The following is a 24,105-nucleotide window of genomic DNA, read 5'->3' on the forward strand; positions in this document are numbered from 1 at the left end:
GTGAGTAAGCAGAATTCCGAAACCACTACACTTTACCGTCAGGTAAAAAATCCGAATCCAGTTTTCATTCCTGAAAAGGGAAAGAAAACCCTTCCGTTCTGTGAAAAAATTCGCGAGAAAGCTGTTGGCTTCACTGAGCGTGCAGAGTTCCAGGCACTGGTTGCTATGCTGATCGCCCGTGGTGAGCGCAAAAAGCGCCCGCCAGTGTTACGCATACGGGCACTGGAAGCATCCGTACAGGCAATGTGTCACTATTTTAATCCCCTTGCTAATCGCGTTGGTTCATCGCTCACTACCATGAGCATTCGCTGCGGACTGGCCACAGAAAAAAAACGTCTGTCGATCACCCGTCTGACGGGTGCCCTGAAGTTTCTCGCTCAGCTGAACCTCATTACCTATAACACCGAATACGATAAAGAAATTGGCTGTAATATCCCCACAGACATCACTTTCACACCGTTGATGTGGCAGGTGCTTGGGGTGTCTGAAGAAGCCGTTGCTGCTGCGCGCCGCAGCCGTATTGAGTGGGAAAATAAGCAGCGTGAGAAGAAAGGGCTTCCTCGCGCCGGTGCTGATGAACTTATCAGTGCGGCCTGGTCATTCGTTCGTGAACGCTTCCGTCAGTACCACAAGTCACGCTATGAACACGGCATGAAACGTCACAGGGCGCGTAAGGACGCTCCGCGAACGCGCAAAGAGATCGAGCTGCTGGTTCGCCAGCAAATCCAAAAAGAAATCAGGAAAGGCCGCTTCTTCGGTAATCTTGATGCGGTTCGGGCAGAGATAGAACGCCGTGTCTCGGAGCGAATGAAGCTTTCGCGTGGCCATTACGCACGACTTGGTGATGCATTGCTGGTCACAACCTAACGCCAGCTAATACGCTGCCTTTTTGAATCTGGTGCCCTGGCATCGGTTTACGCCTGCCCACTTTTCGGCTTTTATTGCCGTGTTAACCTTCTTCAGCCCCTGTTTCAGGCCCCCGTCGGGGACCTGAATGACAAACATGTCCTGCTGATGCCGGGTTTTCTAAACTTAACCAAAATTCTTCTTTTGTTGCCCGCATATTTCTGTGACCGAACGCCCAATATTTCACCGCTTTTAGGTTTTCATCCAGTTATCCACATAAACCACAAGAGGCTAAAGTGATAAGCTACTGGATGGATGCTTTTTAAACCACAATAAGGAATTTCTACAAACCGCGATGATCCTTTTAAACTTCTGATCTCCTATCTTTTAAACTTCAGTCATTACTTACATTTAAAAATAAAACCTATTCGCCACCTGTCCTGTGGACATGTGTATAACGCCCGCCCTTGCAGCGGACAAAGTCCGCGCCGGTTCGGTTCAGGCGCTTTGCGCCTAGAGTTAGCACCCGCCAAAAATGGCGGGCAGGGTTCAGAACGTTACAACAGCAACAGTCGACCACTTACTCCTAGGATCCTCAGCTCCCCACAAAAAACCCACCACTGAAAAGCGCCGCCGCCCGGGCCGAAGGCCCGGAACAACATCGCTTTTAATGATGGATGTTGTAACTAGAACCCGAGCCGCTTTAATTCACACCTCCGGCAGACCCTGTGCAACACGCCCGTAAGCGGTCCTAACGGCCCGCTAACGCGGAGATACGCCCCGACTGCGGCGAAGCCTTGTCGTGACCACTCCGACGGCGCACATCATTTCCTGTGCCGCCTGTCTGCGGGTTATGGCTTAGCAGGGCGAAGTGATGGATTGGTGGAACCTATCAAAACTGATACCGGCTGCGCCGGGCTACGGCGCCATTTACGGAGGTGCAGTATTCAGCGACAGAGGGCGCCTTCATGCGCCTTCGGCGCATTTATTGGGGCCAGTTTGGATATCGAAAATTATTGTACGTTGAGGTCAAAAATCGACCTTAATAGAAAATACAAAAACTTAGGATATTGTTTTTTTATTGATTTATCACCGTCAGCGGGGACTTTTTTCAGCAATATTCTTAAGTGAATAACGTGCTGGAGTCGTACCTGTATGCTGTCGAAAAAACGTGATGAATGCACTGTCGCTGACAAATTCCAGCTGTTGCGCCACATAGCTTAACTGCCATCCGTCACACAGCATTTCCATTGCCTTTAGCAGCCTCCACTGCTGCCGCCAGTTCTGATAATTCATTCCGGTATCTCTGATAAAGACCCGGCTTATCGTGCGCTCAGATGCACCAATCTGTTGGGACAACTGGCCAAGGCGTGGGGGTAATTCGCCCGTACGTACTCCATCCAGCCATAAGTTCAGGCGAGCGTCTGAGGGGAGCTGTAATGTCCAGTTTTCTGTGCGTGCAGTCTGTATTTCTTCACAGAAAACGTTAATGAGACTGGCCTGTTGCTCTGCCAGCATTCCCCATGGCCAGAATGCCATTCGTTCTATGACTTCAAAAAACAGGGGATTAACCTCGACTATTTGCAGTGGCAGTAGAGATAACGGAAGCGTGGTTGAAAAGTAGAGGGAACGATAGGCCAGCACACCACGCATCATGGCGCGATGAATTGTTCCTGCAGGGATCCAGGCTGCTCGGCGGGGGGGAAGCTGGCACAGGGTTTGTTCAAGTTCAATTGTGATGCTCCCCGACGCTGAAAAGAGCAGCTGATGACGAAGGTGACTGTGTTGTCCTGAATCGTGTACACCTAAATCGGACGCAATTCCGATTACCGGCTCACTAAAACTATCCGGATCGAAACTATCGTCGGGGCTAATTTTCATAAAATGTCTGATATTTAGTATTTAAAGTCCTTATTATTATAATAAGACATTATCGTCTCAGCAATAATGCCCTCCAGTTTTCTGTTTCTCTGGATATTGTTATGAATAGTATTATTCGCCCTCCCCTGTGGCTGCTGACGCTGCTTATTATGTTTCCACAACTGGTAGAAACTATATACAGCCCTGCGTTGCCAGATATCGCCAGATCTTTTCAGGTAAGCAGCGAGCGTGCTGCTCAGACGCTTTCAGTCTATTTTTTCTCCTTTGCTGCCGGAGTGGCATTGTGGGGCTGGCTGAGTGACTGGTTCGGACGACGTCCGGCCATCATGGCTGGACTCATCTGTTACGGAGCGGGATCTGTAATGGCAATTGTGTCCACCGATTTTAGCGTATTACTGCTGGCCCGTATGGTGGCAGCCACGGGTGCTGCCGCCGGGTCTGTTGTAGTGCAGACCATGCTGAGGGACAGTTATGAATCAACCTCACTGGCCCGCGTCTTTTCCGTCATGGGAGCGGCGCTTGCACTGAGTCCGGTTTTCGGTCTGGTAAGTGGAGGCTGGCTGGTAAGTCTGTACGGCCATACCGGCGTATTTATTGCTCTGGCATCACTGGCGATAATATTGCTAATACTGGCAGCAGTTTTACTGCCGGAAACGCGGCCAGAGAACACGCTCAGAATCCGGGGGAGCGGTCTGGCGTCCCGCATGATCCGGGACGGTATGCTCTGGAAAAATGCAATACTCGTAGCCCTGCTGAATACAATGTTGTTCAGTTATTACAGCCTGGCTCCGTTTCTTTTCAGGCTGCTGGGGTGGAGCTCCAGGGCATTCGGATGGACGGGGATATTACTGGCACTTGCTTCACTCTCGGGCAGCCTCCTGAACCGGAGACTGTTAACAACCGGTATAACACCGGAACAGCTGGTACGTCATGCATGTACACTGGCTCTGCTTTCCGGTGTTGCTGCCTGGTGGTTGCAGCACTCGGCGTGGATACTTATACCGGTAGCCGGAACTGTAATTGCCTATGGCATAGCGATACCCAACGTGTTGAGCCAGGCGCTGCACCGTTATCGCGAACAGACCGGAGCTGCGGGAGCATTATTCGGCTTGAGCTATTACTTATTACTGGGAATGATGCTGGGGCTCGCCGGCATGGTGCAGCAACTGGGACTGGTTCTGACAATCTGTGCTGCTATGTCTCTTTTGTGCAGTGTGTCACGTGGGTGAACCGACAGGCGGAAGCGCCTGTAATGCAAAGCCCGGGCGTCGTGGATATATTAAGTGAGACACGACGACACGTTTTATCTGCAGGGAACGGAAATCAGTGGTGCAAAATGTTGCTTGCAGGCTATCTGTAGGGCACCGGTATAATGATGTCTTCATCTTTTCATTATGAAGTATCCAACATCAGTGTGTTGTTTTTTCCGAAAAGGAACGCTTTTATGTATTCTGAAAACCAAAGAATTATTATTACCGGCGGACCGGGGTCAGGTAAAAGCACGCTGCTGAATTCCCTGCGCGCAAAAGGTTATCCGACGGCAGCTGAGGCCGGACGCGCAATCATACGGAACCAGGTGGCGATCGGCGGAAATGCGCTGCCCTGGAAGGACAGGGAAGCTTTCGCCGGGCTGATGCTGAACTGGGAGTTACGCTCGTGGCATGAAGCTGCTCAAAGCGAAACGCCATTTTTCTTTGACCGTGGGCTGCCGGATATAGTTGGCTATCTTACGCTCTGTAATCTGCCGGTGCCGCCCCATATGAAGAGAGCGACTGAACTGTTCCGGTATGCTCATACCGTGTTCATCGCGCCGCCATGGGAAGACATCTACGTACAGGATACGGAGCGTAAGCAGTCATTCGGGGAAGCGGTTCAGACGTACCATGCAATGGCTGAGGCCTACGGCAGATGCGGCTATAACCTCATCAGGTTACCGCTTTGCGGGCCGGAAGAGCGGGCTGAAATTATTTTATCCAGCCTGTACGACAGGCATCACCACGGCGAGCCCTCCTGAGGTGGTGCTGGTTATGGCTATAACTATCCGAAAGCGCGACAGTATTTTGGTGGCTCAAGTGGCGGCGCCAGTCTTCGACCGGATTATCGGTCCGGTACTTATCCGGATGAAGGTTGTACCGGACCGTCCGGCTGAACAGATCCTTTTTGTTCAGAATTTATTTGTTATCACACAAACTTAACTTTAAAAGGTTGCTATTAATCTGTTAAAAAATCCTCTCATGATCATCCCCTTACTGACTGGATTGTGTCATCCAGCCTTATCTACGCCAGCAATGGTTACTGACACCATATACGGTGCTGGTTTAGCCGATGTGCCCTCAGCGATGAATTGAACCTGCACATGTCATTTGTAGAGCCACTGACCGCCGATATACTTGTCAGGATTTTTCATGCACGCATCCATAAAAGTACCGTAGTTGTCAGGGCCTTTCATTGTATTGGACCATATTTTCTCAATTAAAGAATCAGACCACTTTTCAAAGTTATTGCCATCAATGAAGTCTGGGTTTTTGTATCTGCTTTTTGGGATACAGCTGTTGAGAGTTTGAGTTTCACCGGTCGCCACCTCATGGATGAACTGCTTAGCCTGATTTTTGCTGCATTGCCTCTCTTTATACAGCGCCACCATATCCGAAAGCGTAGCGGCTCTAAAGGAGCACTCATTGTGTATATTCCTTTTCTCAGCCATTGCCGAAAACGATATGAAAACAGTTAATGCAGCTAAAATATTTTTCATCATGACATCAATTCCTTACAGATACTTTTTAATCTGATTAAATCGCGCAAAAAAAGCCCTGACAATCTGAGGAAAGCAGGGCAAATATCTCACAGGTTGCAGTTCATTCTTTCTGCATTGTGAAATTTTTCATCAGTTATGAGCCTTTTTACCCTGCTGACAGGTAAAGCAGTCTGGTCCTGTTATTTAACAAAGGAGGAATAAATCAGCCGCATACCCAGTGCTGCCAGAACCGCGGATGATGCCCGATCGACTGAGGTTTTCAGACGAAGATAAGCCCTGCGCGGTCTTTCGGAGGACAGGCAGAGCGAAACGATCGCGTACCAGCCAAAATCAATCAGGAAACTCATCAGCGGGATCGCGACATAAAAAAGGGCCGGGATATTTTCAGGCAGCAGGGCGCTGAAGATCGATGCAAAAATGATTGCTGTTTTAGGGTTACTGAGCTGCGTCAGTAAGCCATCCCGGAACGTCATCATCAGCGTCCTGCCGTCATTTTTATCGCCGTCAAGCGCCAGATACAGAGGCCGGGTTGCGTCCCTGAACATTTTAACAGCAAGCCATAACAGATAGGCCCCGCCCGCAACTTTCAGCACCATGAACAGCTCCGGAACCATGAGCAGCAGCTTCTGCAGGCCGAGCATGGCGGCCAGCGAAAAAATGGCAGCGCCCACGCCGGTACCGAGAGCGGTCACAAGCCCGTGGCGTCGGGAGTGGACGACCGCATTCCGCGCGACATAGATAAAACTGGGACCCGGGCTGATAACCCCCATTGTCAGAACGGTGGCAATCGCTATCAGGCTGGAAATAATCATGCTGACCTCGGCTGAAGTTAGAAAATGGTGTGACATCACTCATTCAAAATATAAAGAAGGAGATACATGTAACATCAACGCCATGACATAAACAGGCGAAAATCCGGTTAATATTGATCTTACGCAATAACGTCGTCTTTCAGTCTCACGCCCTGCTCCCGGTACCACTGATAAAACGCGGCAGCCGGCATGGGTCTGGCATAATAATAACCCTGAACGTAAGGTACCTGATTTTTTATCAGCCATTCAGCCTGATGTGCGGCCATTACGCCCTCGGCAATGGTGGTCAGCCCCAGCCGTCTGCTGAGGCCCAAAATGGTGTCCAGTACCGGCGTGTCCGCACCGGCCGACGTCAGGCTGTCGATGAATATTTTGTCAATTTTCAGGTAATCCACCGGCAGGCTCTGAAGCAGGCTCAGCGAGCAGTAGCCCGTACCAAAATCATCCACGGCCACCTGACAGCCTTTCTGGCGTAGCTCATGAAGTTTCGCTGATGCCGCTTCAGTGTCCTCAACCAGGCTGCGCTCGGTAATTTCCAGCACCAGTCGAAAAGCGGGATCGAGAGAAACCCACAGTCTCAGTACGTCAGCGGTAAACGACCGGTCCGTCAGGTGAGGGGCTGCGATATTCACGCCCAGATGGAAGGGGTCAGTCACCTGCCATGCCCTGACATCGTCTTCTATCAGGCTGAAGAGATGCTGCGTCAGGCTGACAATCAGACCTTCCTCTTCAGCGGCCCGGATAAACACCACCGGTGAAATGCTTCTACCGTCAGTACGCTGCCAGCGCATCAGGGCTTCGGCGCCGGAGCAGGCACCAGTCGCGGTGTCACAGACCGGCTGGTAATGCACGCTGAATTCGCCGTCTGCCATCCCTTTCCTGATTTCTTCCGCCAGAGACATCTTTCTAGAATCCCAGCGATGCCACATGTACAGCATGGCCAGGGTCAGTAGCAGGGACAGGGGACCGAGGAAAAGCAGATTACGCAGGATGTAATGGCGAAGCGACAGCGTCGGTGTAAGAACCTGAAGCTGCGCCTGACTCGCGGCAGAGTGGAACTCAGCTGTGAACACTTTCACACGTGGGGAGATTTTCTCCTGCCCGGAAATGACGGGGCCATCACTGAACCTGAGCTGCTGAACCGAATGATTCTCATCATCCAGGGAGTCCATCAGGTCCGTAACGTATCGGGCATCCACCACGCTGAATGCCGTCGTCCGGTTGCCGGCGCCATAAGCGTAGATAACAGCCACGTGCCCGGGCACGCTGCTGGTCCCCTCCGTGGCGATAACGTTTATCTTCCCTGTGGGTACTGAAACGGCAACACCAAAAATCTCATCGGCACTTTGCTGTCTGGCTCCGGTCACGGAGGAGCAGATTACTTTACCATCCCGTATAAGCCCGGTGCTGCGGATGTAGGGCGTGAGGGCGCCGTTCTCCGTCATCTGCTGCAGGACGCTTTCACAGGGCTGAGTGGCGAGCCTGGCGGTTACCAGGCTTGCATGGCGGGCAATGGACGTGATGTGGTCGACCTGGCTCATCAGTATGTCTGCCGTCACGGACGTGTCCCTGCTCAGCTGGCGCCAGGCCATCCCTGACGACAGCAGTGTAGCCAGGATTGCGGGTACGATAATTCCGGCAGCCAGCGCCCTTTTTCGTAATTTCATTATTCGTCCTTTGGGGTCTTTCCATGAATACACTATCACTGTTTAGTGACGTGATAATCATTAATCCCTTTACGTTTCAGGGTTATTTAAGCAGGTGCACGCAGCGGGATGTACTCTGTAATGAATATAAGCGCAGATTTTAAAGAGGTTAATTATTTTTTTAACCGGGTTGATATCGTTCTGACAGCATCACTCATTTTCGTTGTCACTGCTGAAATCTGGCTGCTATCGGGGAGCATGATGTGGCGGGCTGGCATGCTGATAACTCTTTATCTGCTGCAGTGAGAAAAATGCCGCCCTGAAACACGTAACAGCGCTGCTGTCGGGACAATGGGGTAATTAACCGCTAAGGGAGAACTGACCTGTGGCACTCAAAATGACCATTCTGGTCGAAAACCATCTGTCGCCTCACGCGGCTGCAGGAATGCAGTCCCGTGCAGGCCTCTCCATCCTCCTGGACGACGGAGAGAGCCGGATACTGTTTGACTCCGGCCCGGATGAAACCGTTGCTCACAACGCCAGGCTAATCAACGAGCCGCTGACAGATCTGAACGCGGTTGTATTATCACACGGGCATTACGATCACAGCGGCGGAATAACGTCTCTTGACCCAGGGACGAGGATTATCTGTCATCCCGGAGTATTACGGGAAAGGTATGCCGCTGTCAGGCTGCCGGGAAAGGTCATTCCTCTTAAGAAACTTTCGGTCGTGGAGCGTTTTTGCGGTCTTGACGTGGAGTACAGCAAAACCCCGCGCGTCGTGGCGGGACGTTTTGTCTGGAGTGGTGAAATCCCCGTGGAAAGCCCGGAGCCCTGGGGTTATACCGATTACAGGAACGCCACGCCTGATTATGTGTCTGACGAAGGCGCACTTATCTGGCGCTCGTCCCGCGGGCTGGTCATTATGACCGGGTGTGGCCACCGTGGGCTGGAGAACACCGTTCGCCACTGCGTGAACATTACGGGAGAAAACCGCGTCTACGCCCTTATCGGGGGATTTCATCTGCGGGCAGCGTCACCGCTCAGGCTGATAAGGCTGAAAGCATTTTTGCGTGAGCTCGCACCTGAGCATGTTCTGGGCTGCCACTGCACCGGAAGATGGGGAAAACTGTGGCTCAGGAATACGCATCCTGTAGCGTGCGGAGATACCGTTATTTTTGAAGAGTAAGTCTGTGATACAGGCTTATCCCGTCATTCAGGCAGCGTCTGTCGCCCTTGTGTCGTCTTTCTGTCAGGCCCGTGTCGTTTACGGTGCGGGCAGGAAATGCGAATATCTTAGCCGCTACAAACATACATGAGGTTATCGATGACCGTCGCAGAGAAAGTGAAAGCCCTTCGCCTGAAGAAGGCCTGGTCTCAGGAGCAGCTGGCAGAAGTCGCCTCGCTTTCTGTCAGAACGGTTCAGCGCACTGAAAAAGGGCAGAAACCTGGTCTTGAAACGTTGAGTGCGCTTGCCTCTGCCTTTGACGTCAGCGTATCTGAGCTCTCGGAAGAGGACGGGGATGCCGTCAACGCGCTGGATGAACGTATCAGTGATGCCAGAGCCCAGGTTGCCCGGGAAATGACGTTCTGGCGGATACTCGCAACGGCTCTTCTGACATGTACCGCAATGATGGTTATCAACTATCTGCTGACTCCGGAAAGCTACTGGTCCCTCGTTGTGACCGCCATATGGGGCAGCCTTGTTATGTTCAGGGGGCTGAGGGTGTTTGTTATTCACGATCGGCTTAAGTCATGGCAACAGCGCAGGTTGAATAATCTCCTCCGTCCGGGCACAAAAAAAGGAAAATAACCTGGGGTCAATCAAGTAAAACGCTGGAGCAATTCTCTACGGCTAAATGTAATCATCAATAAACGGAAAGGAAAAACCATGAACCTGTCTGAATTTTTCAGTCATGTACCGATCTGGGTCTGGCTCCTGCTGGCTTTTTTACTTCGTCGTGGTTTTACCGCCCTTTATGACAGGGAAATGAAAACCGGACGGCTTTTTTTGCTCCCGGTAGTGTTTCTTGTCTGGGGAGGCTACGGAATTATGACTGAAACAGAAAGGGCAGGGGTAAGTCTCACCATGATGATCGCAGGATTACTCGCGGGAGGAGCACTCGGCTACTGGATGTGGGGATCACAACCTCCCCTGCAGGATTCAGGCAACCCGGGCAGGGTTATCAGGGCCGGGACGCCGCTGACGCTGGGAATGATTGTTATTACTTTTTGTACAAAATTCATTCTTACTTCAGCCATCTTCCTGCAGCCCGGTCTTGCGGCGTCAGCGAGTTTTTGCATGCTGATGGGTGGGCTCACCGGACTGTTTGATGGTGTATTCTGGGGAGGCACGTTAAGGATTTTTCTCCCGTGGTACAATAAAAGACTTGTCTGACCGATAGTTTAATCACTATGAGCTTCGTTGAGAAGCCAGGCCCTGAAGGTTCTGACTACGGGGCGTATGATTCTGGATTTTGAATATGTCAGCCAGTAGCTGCCGGCATTGACAACCGTTTCGAAGGGCTGCACAACCTGCCCGGATGTGAGCTCCCGTGTAAACATATTCAGGGGAACCAGCGCCGCGCCGCCGGTATGTATGACGGTCTGGATCATCAGTCCTGACGAGTCATAGACCGTACCGCTGATGCCGGCGACGTCCTCCCCGGCCTCACGAAACCAGTCTTCCCATTCATTCATCCGGTAAGAACGAAGCAGCCTTTCGTTCAGCAAATCCCGGGGTGCACGAAGCCGTCCGGCCATTTCTGGGTCGCACAGCACGCCAAACGGCGCGTCGAATATTTTTTCATTATTGGTTGAGGGCCATATCCCGGTACCAAACCTGATAGCCAGATCGAGCCCCTCTGCAGCAATATTGACGATATTATTGTTAATACGCAGACGGACATCCACATGGGGGTGAAGCGTCTGGAAACGCCCCAGCCTGGCCTCAAGCCAGCCAAGGGCAAACGTGCCTACACAGCCCAGCGTCAGGACTTCCTTATATTCCCCGCCTTCAAACTGATGATAAATATTTTCTATAGTCCGGAACGCTTCGTGCAGTCCGTCATAGAGGATCGCGGCTTCCTCTGTGAGCTCCAGGCTGCGGGACTGTCGTCTGAAAAGCGTGATACCCAGACGCTCCTCAAGAATTCTTATTTGCTGGCTGACGGCGGCTGGGGTAACGAACAGCTCTTTCGCGGCCCGGGTAAAGCTGAGGTGCCTGGCGGCAGCTTCAAAAGATTTGAGGGCTTTCAGGGGAGGGTTTTTTCGCATAGCACATCCTTTAGATTTTCTTTAAATTAATACAAATTCTTATTGTTTGCCAGCATTCCGGATTATCAACATAATCCCGCTCACCTGACCGGTGAGCCATATTTGTTATTAATTTATTGCGCCACTGAATATTAATTAAACCGTATTTTAACTTTTTATTTCTGTCTGAGTATCATTCGCGTTTGCCTGCGAAACAACATTTTGAATACATCCAAAAGCATTCAATAGTCTTTCGGTACTCAGCTCGCTAAAAAACATCTTTAAGGTAATTCCGGATGAAGAGAAAATCACTGTTTCTGGCCGTGGCCACTCTGCTGGCCGCCAGTTATGTCAATGCTGGCCAGCTGACCACCGAGCAGCAAATTGCTGAGAAGTCTGCACAGATATTTCATGACACTAATCCTCCGGCTATGGTCATGGCCATTATTCAGAATGGTCAGGTGACGTATCACGCCTATGGTGAAACGGCTAAAGGCAACCATACCAGCCCTACGCCCGACTCGCTGCTTAGGGTCGGCTCTATGTCAAAAATTCTGGCCTCAGAGCTGCTGGTTAAGCTTGCCGATAAGGGAGCGCTCGGGCTGACCGACCCGCTTCAGAAATATGCTCCCCCGGGGATGACGGTCCCTGAGGTGAGCCATGGAAATCCCGTTACCCTGCTTTCGCTTGCCACACATACCAGCGGGCTGCCGCGGCTTATCCCGGGCCAGGCTCCTGCCGGCGCAGCTCCGTTCACTTGGCCGGACAGGCCTGCCCGCTGGCGCTGGCTGAATCAGAAGCCGACCCTGACCGCGCCGTGGGAACAGGCGCAGTACTCTAATGTCGGATACGATCTGCTGGCCGATGCTATGGAAGCTGCCGGTAAAAAACCCTACCTGCAGCTTATGCGGGAAAATGTGACGGGCCCGCTGGGTATGAAAGACACCACCACCCAGCCTGACGGGGCTCAGTGTCAGCGGCTCATGGAAGGCTCTGGCATCGATCCTGCCGGTCCCTGCACGGACACGACGGCAGCCGCCGGCAACGGCGGGATGTATTCCACCGCAAGGGACATGGCGAGCTGGATGCAGCATCTGTTGAATATCCGTCATTCTGATAAGCCAGCGCTCAGGGCCGTTCAGCAGGCCATGTATGTACAGAGACAGCAACTTAAATCCATTACGGGTCTGGATTTAGCCGGGAAAGCGCAGGGGCTGGGAATGGGCTGGGTCTTTATCCGGCCTTCGGTTGACTCCCCGGTAATGATCCAAAAAACCGGCGGCGGCGGCGGTTTTATGAGTTATATGGTTCTGGTGCCCGGCGAGAAAACGGGGATCTTTGTCTCTGTGACAAAAGTGGATCTGGATATGTTCTCAACCTTAACGCGTGAAACGAACAGCCTTATCCCGCTCCTGTTAAAAGCAGCTCACGGGGAACGCGTCAGTCCGGCTTCATAACGGGTCGGCTGGCAGCATCTGACTCAGCAAAAGACCGGGCGCTGTGAGCGGAAATATGGCCGGTTTTCGCCAGAACCCGGTTCCACGCAGAATTACACCTGCACTGAATATACCGCTTCTGGCGTCGATTTTTTCTGCTCCCCTGCAGCATGAGGCTCTGTAAGGCAGCCTGCTGCAAGGGGAGCAGACTCCAGCGAAAATGATAAAAAACTCCGCGATGAAAAATAAACAAAGTATTCGCCCGTCATCACCTGAGAAGGGATTCAGCAACGTCAGATATAATATTCTTCTTGCCGGTATCGCATTAATCTTTATCGTGCTGGTTGCCAGGCTCACCGGACTTCAGCTTTTTGACCACGCTGTCCTGGAAAATGCGGCTGACCGTCGATCCGTACGGACACTTGCACTGCCAGCACAGCGCGGAACCCTGACCGATCGTTACGGCGTTGTTCTCGCCATGAGCGTGCCGGCACGTGACATCATTGCTGATCCAAAACGCATCGCTGCCGCTCATCCGGACTTCGCGGAAGCCAGATGGGCTTTTCTGGCCGACTTGCTGGATATCACGCCTGAGGAACTTCGCAGAACTATTCAAGATAATTCGGACAAGGAATTCCTGTTTCTGAAGAAAAAGTCGCCCCTGTCATTGTCCAGGGCCGTGTCACAGCTGCATCTGCCGGGCATAAGTCAGAAATACAATGAAAATCGCTACTATCCGCTGGGTGAGGCATCAGCCTCGCTCATTGGTGTGACCGGTGCCGAAAATAGAGGGCTGAGTGGTATTGAGCAGAGCTTTAACACCGTTCTGAGAAAGGACTTCGGGGTGAAAAAAATACGCAAAAACGCCAGGGGGGGCGTCATCAGCGTGATCCAGTATGACGCTCCGGAAACTGCACCGGCGATCAGGCTGAGTATTGACAGTGTGCTTCAGTATATTGTTTACAGCCGGTTAAGGGAGGGGGTCGAGCAACATCACGCCCAGTCAGGCGCTGCGGTGCTTGTCAGCGTAAACACCGGCGAAATTCTGGCTATGGCATCCTATCCGTCGTTTAATCCCAACCGTTTTTCCGGTGCCACTTCCGCTGAAATGCGTAACGTGGCGATTAATGACAGCTTTGAGCCGGGTTCAACGGTTAAACCCTTCGTCATTCTTGAAGGCCTGCGCCGCCATATTATCAGCAGCAGCACGCTTCTTGACACAAGGCCGTTCAGGGTTGACGGCCATCTTATCCGGGACGTGGGATACTGGCCGGCGCTGACGCCGACCGGCATACTTCAGAAATCCAGTGATACCGGAGTTTCACATATTGCCCTGGCGATGCCTTCGGATGCGCTGGTAAAAACGTATTCATCCTTCGGGCTGGGAAAACCGACAGGGCTGGGCCTTCCCGGTGAAAGTACTGGTTACTTTCCGTTCAGTCGCCATCGATGGGCTGATATTGAGCGCGCCACCTTCGCTTTTGGCTACGGCCTCCGGGTAACCCCGCTCCAGTTAGCCAGAGCCTATGCCACTCTCGGGGCCTGTGGCGTTTATCATCCGTTATCCGTTACACGGTTATCCGCGCCGGTGTACGGTGAGCAGGTGGCGGACCCGAAGCTTGCCGATGCTGTAATCAGAATGATGGAAAGTGATGTGTTACCCGGCGGAAGTGGCGTAAGGGCAGCTGTACCGGGCTACCGTCTGGCAATAAAAACCGGAACCGCAGAGAAGTTAGGTGCCGGTGGAAAATATGACGGGGGGCATATTACCTATACGGCAGGCGTCGCGCCGGCGAGCCGTCCTGAAGTGGCACTGGTTGTGGTTATTAACAATCCCAAAGCGGGACAGCATTTTGGTGGCTCAGTGGCGGCGCCTGTCTTCGGCCAGATTATCGGTCCGGTGCTTACCCGGCTGAAGATTGCACCGGATGCTTTACGTGCTCCGGTGGTACACCGACAGTCCGGCTGAACAGAGCCTGTTTACTCATTATTTATCTATTATTACTTAACTTAATTTTAAAAAGGATATTAATATGAAAAAGATCCGCCTTATTATAATCTCTTTACTGGCTGGAATGTGTACTCCAGCATTATCTACACCAGTCAATGTTACTGATACAATACAAAGCACAGAAGACCATATCAAAGGTCGGGTTGGTTTTACTGAAATAGACTTTTTATCCGGGAAGGTTCTGAGTAGTCATCGCCGTGAAGAACGTTTTCCTATGATGAGCACATTCAAAGTTTTGTTATGTGGAGCAATATTAGTACGTGTTGATAAAGGGCTTGAACAACTTGAACGCCGAATTACCTATAATAAGCATGACCTGGACGACTATTCTCCACTAACCAGTCAGCACATTGCAGATGGAATGACGGTTTCTGAGTTATGCAATGCTGCCATTACCACCAGTGATAACACTGCTGCAAATTTATTGCTATCAACTATTGGCGGGCCGGAGGGATTAACTCATTTTCTGCGTAGCACTGGTGATAGTTATACAAGGCTTGATCGACACGAACCCAGCCTTAATGAGGCGAAGCCTGGCGATGAGCGTGATACCACCACTCCGGCAGCGATGGCTCAAACGCTACAAAAATTGTTAAACGAAAGTGTACTTACAGAAAAATCTCGAAAAAAATTAATAAGCTGGATGCAGGAAGATAAAGTCGGCGGGCCTCTGTTCCGCTCTGTACTGCCAGCTGGCTGGATGATAGCGGATAAAACAGGAGCAGGTGATCACGGATCTCGGGGCATCGTTGCACTGTTGGGCCCCGGAGGCAAGCCATCTCGTATAGTAGTCCTGTATATTACAAATACTCATTCATCTATGAATGAACTCAACGAGCATATTGCAGGGATCGGAGATTCAGTAATTAAGAACTGGTAATATATTTACAGTGGATTTGACCCTATATATCCAGACGTTTTTGCTCTCTTACGGTTGCGATAACTTCCTGCGTATATATTCCCGTGGTGAGCGATATCCCAGTGCACTATGCGGATGATGTTCGTTGTAATGACTGAACGCCACCGCCAGATTCATCACCGCTGCCTCGCTGTCCGGTTTCGGCATGATGCTGATGTAGTCCCGTTTTATCGTCATCACGAAGCTTTCTGCTATGCCATTGCTTTCCGGGCTTCGCACTGCTGTCGTACAAGGCTCCAGTCCCAGCAACCGGGCGAACGCCGGCACTGTTGGCAACTGCCTTCCGAAGCGTTTTTCCACCGCACCCAGCATGACATCCTGCACCGTTTCTTTGTCATAGCCTCCGGTGCTCGCTGCCCAGTCAATGATCTCCCTGTCGCAGCAGTCCTGCGCGAAGGTCACCCGCAGCTTTTCGCCATTATCACAGCGGAACTCAAAGCCATCTGAGCACCAGCGCCGGTTACTTTCCGCTACTGCTACGCGCCCCTTATGGGCCCGCTTACGGCAAGGATCAGCGGGTTTACGTTCAAGAAGCAGATTATGCGTTCTCATAATGCGATACACCCGCTTTGCATTAACCACAGGCAGGCCGTCCCGCTCCGACTCCCGTCGCAGCAGCGCCCACACACGGCGATAACCATACGTCGGCAGGTCAGCCACCGCCATGTTTATCCGGGACAATACGGTGGTATCGTCAGAACGGGGCTGCCGTCTGCGATCCTGTCAGTCAGATGGCCGGTGAACCCGAATGCTCAACTGCGCACGCGACACGCCAAGACTTCTGCAAACGTCGCTTATTCGTCGTTCCCAGGCAACGAGGGCGCATGCGCAATCCATTTTTTTGCCCGGCCGAACTCCACGGCCTCTTTGAGTATCTCGGCTTCCATCGTCTTTTTGCCCAGAAGGCGCTGGAGTTCGCGAATTTGCTTATTGGCGGCAGCGAGTTCGGAGGCCGGCACCACTTCCTCGCCCGATGCAACAGCCGTCAGTGAACCGTCTTAATATTGCTTGCGCCATTTGAATATCTGGTTTGCATTGATGCCATGCAGGCGCGCGACATGAGACACGGTCATACCGGGCTCCATAGTCTGCTGAATAATGGCAATTTTTTCCTGCGGTGTACGACGCCGACGCCGCTCAGGTCCTGATAACACTTCAACCATCTTATCGTTCTGACTGGTATTAAAGTAAGCGTTAAGTGAGCGCCGTATTGACGGTTATTTATCGGTAAGAACCACGTTCCATGGCAGCAGTTCGGCCACTTTGTTGCTGGGCCACTCCGGCAGTACGCTCAGGATATGGCGAAGGTAGGCTTCCGGATCGATACCATTCAGCCTGCACGTCCCGATCAGTCCGTACAGCAGGGCTCCGCGCTCACCACCGTGGTCGCTGCCGAAGAAGATAAAATTCTTTTTCCCAAGACAGACGGCACGAAGGGCTCGTTCGGCAGCGTTGTTATCAGGCTCTGCCAGGCCATCTTCACAGTAGTAGCACAGCGCATCCCACTGGTTCAGGACATAAGCGAACGCTTCGCCCAGACGGGACTTTTTCGACAGCGTCTCATTTTTTTCTACCAGCCATTCATGCAGCGATGCCAGCAGTGGTTTGCTTTGCGATTGTCTGGCTGCCAGACGCTCTTCTGTCGTGAGGCCGCGTATTTCTTCTTCTATCGCGTACAGCTCACCGATACGTTTCAGGGCTTCTTCCGCTGTCGCTGTGTGAGTGCTTATATAGACATCATGGATTTTTCGGCGGGCATGGGCCCAACATGCGGCTTCTGTCAGCGGCCCTCCTTCACGTTCCGGACTGAACAACCGATCGTAGCCTGCGAAGGCATCCGCCTGCAGCACACCATGATAGTGGCGAAGGTGTTGCTGAGGATGTTTTCCCTGCCGGTCTGGCGAGAAGGCGAACCATGCCGCTGGCGGATCTGATGAACCTGCGCTTCTGTCGTCACGTACATACGTCCAGATACGCCCGGTTTTCGTCTTCTTTCTGCCCGGTGCAAGCACCAGAACCGGAGTGTCATCCGTATGCAGTTTGTGGCAGTCCATCACGTAGTGGTAAAGGGCCTCATCCAGCGGGGCCATTAACCGGCAACATGCATCCACCCAGTTGGAGAGCAGAGCCCGGCTCAGATCCACGCCCTGACGGGCAAAGATTTCGCACTGGCGATACAGCGGCAGGTGTTCGCAGTATTTGGCCGTTAACACGCGGGCCAGCAGACCCGGCCCGGCGATACCCCGATCGATGGGACGTGATGGCGCAGGTGCTTCAACGATACAGTCACATCGGGTGCAGGCCTTTTTCACCCTGACCGTGCGGATCACTTTCAGGGCGCTGGAGACCAGTTCCAGCTGCTCCACGCTGACTTCGCTGAGGTACGCCATACCGCTGCCGCATTCCGGACAGCTGGTTTCCGCAGGATCCAGCCGATGTATCTCGCGGGGAAGATGTGCTGGTAACGGGCGACGATGGCGGGACTGACGCAACTGGCGAGGTACCTGCGGATCGTCTTCCCGTCCGTTGTAGCGATCGCTTTGCTGCTCCTGCTGTTTCAGCAGGGCTTCGGCTTCTTCAACCTGTCGGCGAAGTTTTTCGGAGCGGGTACCGAACAACATTCGACGCAGTTTTTCTATCTGTGCCCGCAGATGCTCTATCTCGCGCTCTTCGTTCTCTATTTTCTCTTCTGCGCGGGCCAGTGCAGAACGCAGGAACGACTCAGTCTCTGCAACGAGACTGAGCTGACTGTCTTTCTGGCGAAGCGCGTCTTCCAGCGCAGCGATACGGGCGAGATAGTCGTGATTCATAACCGCTTTTATAATGCGGTTATGATTTTTTTACAACATTGTCAGTGAGTTAAGGCGGGATATTTTTGGCTGGCGCCAGTCCAGCTTATCAAGGAGCATGGCAAGTTGTGAGCGGGTGATCGCGATTTTGCCGTCGCGTACAGCAGGCCAGACGAACTGTCCCTCTTCCAGGCGTTTGATAAACAGGCACAGACCATCAGCATCAGCCCAAAGTATTTTCACGGTATCGCCACGGCGTCCCCGGAAGATAAACAGATGGCCGGAGAAGGGATCCTCATCCAGAACGTGGTGTATCTGTTCGCCCAGCCCGTTGAAGGATTTACGCATATCCGTGGCCCCGGCGACCAGCCAGATGCGGGTGCCTGACGGGAGGGATATCATGGTGTCCTCCCGGTCAATTCGCGGATCAGCACAGTCAGCAACTCTGACGACGGGTTCTCCAGCGTCATTTTGCCGTGGCGGAACTCAACATGACAGGAAGTGGCGCTGGCGTGAGCGGAGGAGAACGTACACAGAGTGTCATTCTCTGCTGCGGGCAACGGGTCGTTGATAACGTCGACGGACAACAGAGTCGGAGAAGCCGGAAGAGATTGAGGTACCACCGGCCCCACGATAGTTGCAGGCATTCGACGAGAGATTCGCCCCTCTCTCTGCCAGAGGCGTATCCACTTAAAAATGAGATTATTATCAACGCCATGTTCCCGCGCCAGTTGTGCGACGTTGGCATCTGGTCGTGAAGCCAGTTCGACCATCCGAAGTTTGAAGTCACTGGAATAGACGGTACGCGATTCAGTTCGCCAGTTGGCAGCATTTTCCATAAACAGAGCTCCTTCTAAATTAGACGGAGCTCTAAGCTAGCGATCCCGGGACTGGAATCACAGGCGGCAGTGACTTGACGCTTACGTATTAAACATAGTTCCAAGACTACCTCTTATTTTAAGAGAGTCGAAGTGTCTGGTGATCTATGGGGCCAGTCTAGCCCTCTTCCAAGTGTAGGGAGATATAGTCAAAGTTTGCTTCTCCGCCGATGAGTCCGCCCTGCGTCGGATAGTCCGATTTTTTACCGGCGAAGCACGGCTCTCCTAACCCTATCTAAAGCGAATAACTTTTTTCAACAGGGCCGCGTGCCAATGCAAGAGCGATAGGCGCTCTACGCGCCAATTTGACCACTTAAAACAGGTAAATTGAGGGGTTGTAATGTGTTGATGTAACAGGCTTTTATTTTAATGTCTTGGCATATGTATAATGGTAGTCTAGCCCTCCTTTCAACAAGGAGTACTCATGGAAACCTACAATCATACATATCGGCACCACAACTTTTCACATAAAGACTTAAGTGATCTCACCTTCACCGCTTGCACATTCATTCGCAGCGACTTTCGACGTGCTAACTTGCGTGATACGACATTCGTCAACTGCAAGTTCATTGAACAGGGTGATATCGAAGGCTGCCACTTTGATGTCGCAGATCTTCGTGATGCAAGTTTCCAACAATGCCAACTTGCGATGGCAAACTTCAGTAATGCCAATTGCTACGGTATAGAGTTCCGTGCGTGTGATTTAAAAGGTGCCAACTTTTCCCGAACAAACTTTGCCCATCAAGTGAGTAATCGTATGTACTTTTGCTCAGCATTTATTTCTGGATGTAATCTTTCCTATGCCAATATGGAGAGGGTTTGTTTAGAAAAATGTGAGTTGTTTGAAAATCGCTGGATAGGAACGAACCTAGCGGGTGCATCACTGAAAGAGTCAGACTTAAGTCGAGGTGTTTTTTCCGAAGATGTCTGGGGGCAATTTAGCCTACAGGGTGCCAATTTATGCCACGCCGAACTCGACGGTTTAGATCCCCGCAAAGTCGATACATCAGGTATCAAAATTGCAGCCTGGCAGCAAGAACTGATTCTCGAAGCACTGGGTATTGTTGTTTATCCTGACTAATTGCTTTGATGTGTGATTTTAAACGCTCAAATTTATAAAACGAATAATATTGTCAACCTTGCAATAATAGACATAGGGACAACCATGTATAAATTTTTACCCTCAGGCGTCTTCACAATAGAGCCATATAGCAGTGGGTCACTTAGTGGGCTTAATTTTTCCATTAAAGATAATATTAATATTGCTCAGTATAAAACATCATATGGTAGCCCATCTTGGCAAGTAAACATAAGGCTGCCATTTATAAGGCACTGTTGCAAAAATGTGGAGGTGATAGGGGTACTACGCCGGAACCCCAGATTTTTCCGTCCGTTCAAATTATCCACGGTTGAGCAGCTTGATCCCGTCCGCCCGCAGTTGACCAACAGGGGAAATATGCCTGTACAAAGTTTGCCGGGTTATCCCAAGTTCCTGGCATAGCGTACTGACCTTTGTTTCTGATTGTCCCATTGATGCCATTGCCAGTCGCAGTTTGACTGGCGTCATTTTATAAGGTCGGCCGCCGTTCCGCCCACGGGCTCTTGCTGATGCCAGACCTGCAGTCGTTCTTTCAGCAATCAGTTCGCGCTCAAACTCCGCCAGTGCGGCAAAGATACCGAAGACAAGCTTGCCAGCGGCCGTTGTTGTGTCGATAGTCGCCCCGTGACCGGTCAGCACTTTCAGACCGGTCCCCCTCGCGGTCAGGTCGTGCACTGTATTAATGAGATGACGAAGATCACGACCGAGGCGGTCCAGCTTCCATACGACCGAGAGCATAAAAAATATTGGGGCAGCGTGAGCTATGCTGCCATCGCTGGTCCCTTCCCGTCACTTTGAAAACCCGGATACCAGCAGACAAATTTATCCTGCAGTTCGTTATTCAAAACGGCGGTCCGGGTCTGTAACAAATAATGAGCCCCTTTTCTGCTCCACTGCATCTGCTGCTTTTTGGCCATTCGTCTGGCGATCACTTCATTGATCGTGGATTCCACAAACGCGGTTGATACCGGCTCTCCGTACCGACGCATTTCGCCGTAGTTTGGGATCATCATCTTATTATTCCGGATGTAGGTATACATTTCATCCAGATGTTTTTGCAGGGATTTCAGGCTAGGATAGCTGAGTTCAGGGTCATCGCAATACATAACGCAATTATCAATATGTTCCAGCGCAGCGACAACATTGCCATGCCAGAGATATCGTTTAATGCTTTCCAGCAGTGCCAGAACTTTACTCCCCGCCTCTGGATCTGATACCAGCAGTCCCCGGGCATATTGCATGAGCACCTTCAGCCTCATGGTGATATGAAACCAGTCCAGCACATGCGTTGACTCAGGGTACATACCGAACTGGAGGTCCCTGAGATTATCCGCGCCGTCGGACAGAAAAAATATCTGCTGGTTGGCCTGCATTCCCTGCGCTGAAAGGTGGGTCATGAGCCTGCGTTCCGGATGACAGTCATCCTTCTGAACAAAACCGAAGCGGCGGGTGTCAGCAGGCGCACCAACGGAAAAAGACTTCCCGGCAATAATTTCAAAATTACGCTTTTTGTCATCCCGATCGCGAACATAACCACCATCTATACCCACCACAAGCGGTTTTCCTGGCCTGGGCAGGTTCCCCCAGTCGCGGGGGCAGCCGGAAAGAAAACCTGAATGAGCTTCAGCCTCAGCGTCAAGACGCTGCGCCACCTGGCATAAATGATTCCTCACCGTTGAGGCATTCAGGCTGTGGCCCACCGGCAGAATATCTTTCAGCAGACGAGTCGTCATTTCATAGGAGATCATCGAGGCCCAGCGGGTTTCAATATATTTCAGTGCCGGGTGAGAATAATCGCCGGCCCAGTCGCTGAGCAAACTGACTGTCTTTGTATCACTCTCTTCACAACGGCACCGGTACACCCGAAGCCCGGATACCGGAATAACGCCAAACAGCGTCCGGTACCGTATTTTCTGTTTGCCTTTGATTCTGCGCGCAGCAAGGCAGTGAGGGCACCGGATATGGTGTTGAGTATATTCGTCTGCCTGCAGCTGGACCACCGACTGCTGGACCGTATTCAGCAACAGCTTGGATTCTGACACCGATAATCCGATGTCGTTCCGGGTCTCCCCTGATTTCTGGATTGTCATCAGTTCCTCCGTTCGACTGGAGCCTGATTCATCGGTGATGACTATCTGGAGCGTCAGTTGCATCATTGCCTCCTGCTGTGGTGGATGACTATCTCCCGGCTACTGGTTGTTCATCTGGTGACGAAGCTTATAATATGTGGAAACGCCAAGGCCCGCATGGTCGCAGGCGATCCTGAGCCTGACCCCTCTGCTTCTGAGTGCGTCAATTTCCTGGATCTTTTTGATATCGGCGCCGGGGCGCCCTGTTTTTTCACCCCGTGCTTTTTTCGCGGCGATGCCGTCGGCCTGCCTTTCCTTCAGTAAGGCTCGTTCAAACTGGCTGAATGCCGACATCATGTGCAGCTGCAGTTCCTGCATCGGATTGTTTGTGCCGGCGCTGAACGTCAGCTGCTCTTTCAGAAAAATAAGGGTAACGCCCTGGTCACGAAGCCGGGTGGTGACAGCGCACATATCCGACATATTCCGGCAAAGGCGATCGATGGAATGAACCAGAAGCGTATCACCAGGGCGTAATTGCCCCAGGAGTTCCTGTAACCCCGGGCGGTTTGTGTCCTTCGCGCTGGCATGCTCAACACAAATTTTATCAGGCTGAAAACCCGCCTTTGACAATGCCTCTTCCTGACGGGCCGTATTCTGATCGGCCGAGCTTACCCTGATGTAGGCATATTGCACGCAAAACCTCCGGAAGGTCTTTAAACATCATAGAGATTTAAAGAATAATCCATAAACACTGATTTAGGGAGGTTTATAGACATTTTTTCGGGGATCTGAGAGGCATGCTGAAAACGTATACCTTTATAGACATCAGTCAGCGACGACGGCCCAGCCAGATAACTTCAGGCTCCAGTACCGGAGATGCAAGGTCGAGCCTGCTCAGTTGCCGGTTGATTTTGTGGCGGTTGAACCTGACAGCATCCAGGTCGTCAGCAAAAGGGCGGATCTCGCCGACCGTTGTTTCATCATCCGCATTAACGATAGCTTCAAGAAACGCCAGGGTTTTATCGAACTCATCCGCAGCTGTGGCTCCGGGCATACCATGGCCGCTTATACAAAACGGCGCTTTCAGCGTAGAGTTTTCATAAATGGCCTCAACACGAATGTCATGAAGCCAGTGCTCAAAGAAATTGTATTCATAGGTAAAGCGATCGCCAGCATCAAAAGCAAAATCATCAATCACGACCCGGAACGGATTATCGACAAAACCGATGCCTCCTTCGTAGGAGATACCGTAATCTTTGCCATAAATGTGAAATTGATGGAGATGGTCGTCCCCCCAGCCCTGCACTATCTGGAAAATGAAGTGAAGCGCGGCCAGTGACGTGTCGGCAGCAATTCTCAGCCGACGCCAGACCATCGGACTGACTCCATGAACTGCTATTTTGATGACGTAGATCTTCATAGTCAGCAGGTATTGTTATGAAATGATGGTGGTTATTTTAACCCCTGTAGATGGCATCATTCGATGGCTGCCCCGAGGTTTTTCATGCTCTCCTTATTGAATGCCTGCGCGCTGCTCGGCATTTTCACACCAGAATCTGGTAGCTGCGTTACCGGCTTTGCCGGGCGACGGCGCCACTGGCCTTCATTTTAATAGTTAACATTCGCTGGCGCCTCCATGTAGCCAGGCGGCATACTGCTCCTACATTTAAGAACAATGTGATCCTCCTACTCAATAAGGTCTGACTGAA

22 protein-coding genes and 2 pseudogenes are annotated in these 24,105 nt (G+C 51.7%); 11 read left to right on the forward strand and 13 right to left on the reverse strand.

Going from position 1 to position 24,105, the window contains the following annotated elements; all coding sequences use genetic code 11:
* On the forward strand, positions 1–867 hold an 867-nt coding region (gene repA / locus ACQG0S_RS23310; protein ID WP_265325648.1), incomplete at its 5' end, for a plasmid replication initiator RepA.
* A gap of 1,074 nt (positions 868–1,941) precedes the next feature.
* Here the strand turns inward: repA and ACQG0S_RS23315 are convergent.
* Positions 1,942–2,727, reverse strand: a complete 786-nt coding sequence (locus tag ACQG0S_RS23315) for an AraC family transcriptional regulator (protein WP_022650060.1) — start codon at positions 2,725–2,727, stop codon at positions 1,942–1,944.
* 101 nt (positions 2,728–2,828) lie between these two features.
* Between ACQG0S_RS23315 and ACQG0S_RS23320 the strand changes: the two genes are divergently transcribed.
* The 3 genes from ACQG0S_RS23320 to ACQG0S_RS23330 all read left to right on the forward strand — a co-directional run bounded on the left by ACQG0S_RS23320 (position 2,829) and on the right by ACQG0S_RS23330 (position 4,922).
* Entirely contained in the window at positions 2,829–3,956 is a 1,128-nt protein-coding gene (locus ACQG0S_RS23320; RefSeq protein WP_022650059.1) for a multidrug effflux MFS transporter, read from the forward strand.
* 215 nt (positions 3,957–4,171) lie between these two features.
* Positions 4,172–4,741: an AAA family ATPase gene (locus tag ACQG0S_RS23325; protein ID WP_022650058.1), complete on the forward strand. Its 570-nt coding sequence runs from the start codon at positions 4,172–4,174 to the stop codon at positions 4,739–4,741.
* Between the two features lie 13 nt (positions 4,742–4,754).
* Complete coding sequence (locus tag ACQG0S_RS23330) at positions 4,755–4,922, forward strand: hypothetical protein (protein ID WP_154591405.1); 168 nt, start codon at positions 4,755–4,757, stop codon at positions 4,920–4,922.
* Between the two features lie 164 nt (positions 4,923–5,086).
* On the opposite strand, the gene ACQG0S_RS23335 is transcribed toward ACQG0S_RS23330, so the two are convergent.
* The 3 genes from ACQG0S_RS23335 to ACQG0S_RS23345 form a co-directional block, all read right to left on the reverse strand.
* Positions 5,087–5,482 (reverse strand): hypothetical protein, encoded by a 396-nt coding sequence (locus tag ACQG0S_RS23335; RefSeq protein WP_022650057.1) that lies wholly within the window; start codon positions 5,480–5,482, stop codon positions 5,087–5,089.
* A gap of 179 nt (positions 5,483–5,661) precedes the next feature.
* Positions 5,662–6,294, reverse strand: coding sequence for a LysE family translocator (locus ACQG0S_RS23340; RefSeq protein ID WP_022650056.1), 633 nt, complete (start codon positions 6,292–6,294; stop codon positions 5,662–5,664).
* Between the two features lie 119 nt (positions 6,295–6,413).
* The gene (locus ACQG0S_RS23345) at positions 6,414–7,961 is read right to left on the reverse strand and encodes an EAL domain-containing protein (protein WP_022650055.1); all 1,548 of its coding nucleotides are present in this window, start codon (positions 7,959–7,961) and stop codon (positions 6,414–6,416) included.
* Positions 7,962–8,325: 364 nt separating this feature from the next.
* Here ACQG0S_RS23345 and ACQG0S_RS23350 point away from each other — a divergent pair, with 364 nt between their 5' ends.
* The 3 genes from ACQG0S_RS23350 to ACQG0S_RS23360 all read left to right on the forward strand — a co-directional run bounded on the left by ACQG0S_RS23350 (position 8,326) and on the right by ACQG0S_RS23360 (position 10,338).
* Entirely contained in the window at positions 8,326–9,129 is an 804-nt protein-coding gene (locus tag ACQG0S_RS23350) for an MBL fold metallo-hydrolase (protein WP_022650054.1), read from the forward strand.
* A 138-nt stretch (positions 9,130–9,267) separates the two neighbouring features.
* Positions 9,268–9,753, forward strand: coding sequence for a helix-turn-helix domain-containing protein (locus tag ACQG0S_RS23355; protein WP_022650053.1), 486 nt, complete (start codon positions 9,268–9,270; stop codon positions 9,751–9,753).
* Between the two features lie 78 nt (positions 9,754–9,831).
* Positions 9,832–10,338: a DUF6622 family protein gene (locus ACQG0S_RS23360; protein WP_022650052.1), complete on the forward strand. Its 507-nt coding sequence runs from the start codon at positions 9,832–9,834 to the stop codon at positions 10,336–10,338.
* Between the two features lie 8 nt (positions 10,339–10,346).
* On the opposite strand, the gene ACQG0S_RS23365 is transcribed toward ACQG0S_RS23360, so the two are convergent.
* A complete protein-coding gene (locus ACQG0S_RS23365) occupies positions 10,347–11,216 on the reverse strand; it encodes a LysR family transcriptional regulator (protein ID WP_022650051.1) in 870 nt (289 codons plus the stop codon).
* A gap of 275 nt (positions 11,217–11,491) precedes the next feature.
* Here ACQG0S_RS23365 and ampH point away from each other — a divergent pair, with 275 nt between their 5' ends.
* The 3 genes from ampH (at position 11,492) to ACQG0S_RS23380 (ending at position 15,522) form a co-directional block, all read left to right on the forward strand.
* Positions 11,492–12,652 (forward strand): D-alanyl-D-alanine-carboxypeptidase/endopeptidase AmpH, encoded by a 1,161-nt coding sequence (gene ampH / locus ACQG0S_RS23370; protein ID WP_032635084.1) that lies wholly within the window; start codon positions 11,492–11,494, stop codon positions 12,650–12,652.
* Positions 12,653–12,869: 217 nt separating this feature from the next.
* A complete protein-coding gene (locus ACQG0S_RS23375; RefSeq protein ID WP_032623598.1) occupies positions 12,870–14,600 on the forward strand; it encodes a penicillin-binding transpeptidase domain-containing protein in 1,731 nt (576 codons plus the stop codon).
* Positions 14,601–14,664: 64 nt separating this feature from the next.
* Positions 14,665–15,522: a class A beta-lactamase LAP-2 gene (locus ACQG0S_RS23380; protein WP_012477595.1), complete on the forward strand. Its 858-nt coding sequence runs from the start codon at positions 14,665–14,667 to the stop codon at positions 15,520–15,522.
* A 48-nt stretch (positions 15,523–15,570) separates the two neighbouring features.
* Here the strand turns inward: ACQG0S_RS23380 and ACQG0S_RS23385 are convergent.
* The 4 genes and pseudogenes from ACQG0S_RS23385 to ACQG0S_RS23400 form a co-directional block, all read right to left on the reverse strand.
* Positions 15,571–16,724 (reverse strand): annotated as a pseudogene (locus ACQG0S_RS23385) (IS3 family transposase).
* 54 nt (positions 16,725–16,778) lie between these two features.
* The gene (locus tag ACQG0S_RS23390) at positions 16,779–18,371 is read right to left on the reverse strand and encodes an IS66-like element ISKox1 family transposase (protein WP_023307215.1); all 1,593 of its coding nucleotides are present in this window, start codon (positions 18,369–18,371) and stop codon (positions 16,779–16,781) included.
* Positions 18,372–18,401: 30 nt separating this feature from the next.
* The gene (tnpB, locus tag ACQG0S_RS23395) at positions 18,402–18,752 is read right to left on the reverse strand and encodes an IS66 family insertion sequence element accessory protein TnpB (RefSeq protein ID WP_004189161.1); all 351 of its coding nucleotides are present in this window, start codon (positions 18,750–18,752) and stop codon (positions 18,402–18,404) included.
* A complete protein-coding gene (locus tag ACQG0S_RS23400; protein ID WP_023307217.1) occupies positions 18,749–19,189 on the reverse strand; it encodes a transposase in 441 nt (146 codons plus the stop codon). The genes tnpB and ACQG0S_RS23400 overlap by 4 nt, the downstream gene beginning before the upstream one ends.
* 463 nt (positions 19,190–19,652) lie before the next feature.
* Between ACQG0S_RS23400 and ACQG0S_RS23405 the strand changes: the two genes are divergently transcribed.
* Positions 19,653–20,309: a quinolone resistance pentapeptide repeat protein QnrS1 gene (locus ACQG0S_RS23405; RefSeq protein WP_001516695.1), complete on the forward strand. Its 657-nt coding sequence runs from the start codon at positions 19,653–19,655 to the stop codon at positions 20,307–20,309.
* Between the two features lie 318 nt (positions 20,310–20,627).
* Here ACQG0S_RS23405 and ACQG0S_RS23410 read toward each other — a convergent pair.
* The 4 genes and pseudogenes from ACQG0S_RS23410 to ACQG0S_RS23425 all read right to left on the reverse strand — a co-directional run.
* Positions 20,628–21,056 (reverse strand): annotated as a pseudogene (locus ACQG0S_RS23410) (recombinase family protein); the annotation flags it as partial.
* Between the two features lie 32 nt (positions 21,057–21,088).
* Entirely contained in the window at positions 21,089–22,480 is a 1,392-nt protein-coding gene (locus ACQG0S_RS23415) for an ISKra4-like element ISKpn19 family transposase (protein ID WP_001493761.1), read from the reverse strand.
* A 36-nt stretch (positions 22,481–22,516) separates the two neighbouring features.
* Complete coding sequence (locus tag ACQG0S_RS23420; protein WP_001493762.1) at positions 22,517–23,089, reverse strand: recombinase family protein; 573 nt, start codon at positions 23,087–23,089, stop codon at positions 22,517–22,519.
* Positions 23,090–23,225: 136 nt separating this feature from the next.
* On the reverse strand, positions 23,226–23,816 hold the full coding sequence (locus ACQG0S_RS23425) for a plasmid pRiA4b ORF-3 family protein (RefSeq protein WP_012477564.1): 591 nt from the start codon (positions 23,814–23,816) through the stop codon (positions 23,226–23,228).
* Positions 23,817–24,105: the final 289 nt, after the last annotated feature.

The sequence above is a fragment of the Enterobacter cloacae complex sp. 418I7 genome (assembly GCF_050030705.1).
Classification (GTDB): domain Bacteria; phylum Pseudomonadota; class Gammaproteobacteria; order Enterobacterales; family Enterobacteriaceae; genus Enterobacter; species Enterobacter intestinihominis.

What these genes read in the sequence shown, in the direction of transcription:
- ACQG0S_RS23400 (WP_023307217.1), bottom strand. Translation starts at nt 19,189, where the DNA reads ATGGAAAATGCTGCCAACTGGCGAACTGAATCGCGTACCGTCTATTCC.
- ACQG0S_RS23355 (WP_022650053.1), top strand. Translation starts at nt 9,268, where the DNA reads ATGACCGTCGCAGAGAAAGTGAAAGCCCTTCGCCTGAAGAAGGCCTGG.
- tnpB (WP_004189161.1), bottom strand. Translation starts at nt 18,752, where the DNA reads ATGATATCCCTCCCGTCAGGCACCCGCATCTGGCTGGTCGCCGGGGCC.
- ACQG0S_RS23345 (WP_022650055.1), bottom strand. Translation starts at nt 7,961, where the DNA reads ATGAAATTACGAAAAAGGGCGCTGGCTGCCGGAATTATCGTACCCGCA.
- ACQG0S_RS23425 (WP_012477564.1), bottom strand. Translation starts at nt 23,816, where the DNA reads ATGAAGATCTACGTCATCAAAATAGCAGTTCATGGAGTCAGTCCGATG.
- ACQG0S_RS23365 (WP_022650051.1), bottom strand. Translation starts at nt 11,216, where the DNA reads ATGCGAAAAAACCCTCCCCTGAAAGCCCTCAAATCTTTTGAAGCTGCC.
- ACQG0S_RS23375 (WP_032623598.1), top strand. Translation starts at nt 12,870, where the DNA reads ATGAAAAATAAACAAAGTATTCGCCCGTCATCACCTGAGAAGGGATTC.
- ACQG0S_RS23415 (WP_001493761.1), bottom strand. Translation starts at nt 22,480, where the DNA reads ATGCAACTGACGCTCCAGATAGTCATCACCGATGAATCAGGCTCCAGT.
- ACQG0S_RS23320 (WP_022650059.1), top strand. Translation starts at nt 2,829, where the DNA reads ATGAATAGTATTATTCGCCCTCCCCTGTGGCTGCTGACGCTGCTTATT.
- ACQG0S_RS23390 (WP_023307215.1), bottom strand. Translation starts at nt 18,371, where the DNA reads ATGAATCACGACTATCTCGCCCGTATCGCTGCGCTGGAAGACGCGCTT.
- ACQG0S_RS23315 (WP_022650060.1), bottom strand. Translation starts at nt 2,727, where the DNA reads ATGAAAATTAGCCCCGACGATAGTTTCGATCCGGATAGTTTTAGTGAG.
- ACQG0S_RS23380 (WP_012477595.1), top strand. Translation starts at nt 14,665, where the DNA reads ATGAAAAAGATCCGCCTTATTATAATCTCTTTACTGGCTGGAATGTGT.
- ACQG0S_RS23340 (WP_022650056.1), bottom strand. Translation starts at nt 6,294, where the DNA reads ATGATTATTTCCAGCCTGATAGCGATTGCCACCGTTCTGACAATGGGG.
- ACQG0S_RS23330 (WP_154591405.1), top strand. Translation starts at nt 4,755, where the DNA reads ATGGCTATAACTATCCGAAAGCGCGACAGTATTTTGGTGGCTCAAGTG.
- ACQG0S_RS23335 (WP_022650057.1), bottom strand. Translation starts at nt 5,482, where the DNA reads ATGATGAAAAATATTTTAGCTGCATTAACTGTTTTCATATCGTTTTCG.
- ACQG0S_RS23405 (WP_001516695.1), top strand. Translation starts at nt 19,653, where the DNA reads ATGGAAACCTACAATCATACATATCGGCACCACAACTTTTCACATAAA.
- ampH (WP_032635084.1), top strand. Translation starts at nt 11,492, where the DNA reads ATGAAGAGAAAATCACTGTTTCTGGCCGTGGCCACTCTGCTGGCCGCC.
- ACQG0S_RS23360 (WP_022650052.1), top strand. Translation starts at nt 9,832, where the DNA reads ATGAACCTGTCTGAATTTTTCAGTCATGTACCGATCTGGGTCTGGCTC.
- ACQG0S_RS23325 (WP_022650058.1), top strand. Translation starts at nt 4,172, where the DNA reads ATGTATTCTGAAAACCAAAGAATTATTATTACCGGCGGACCGGGGTCA.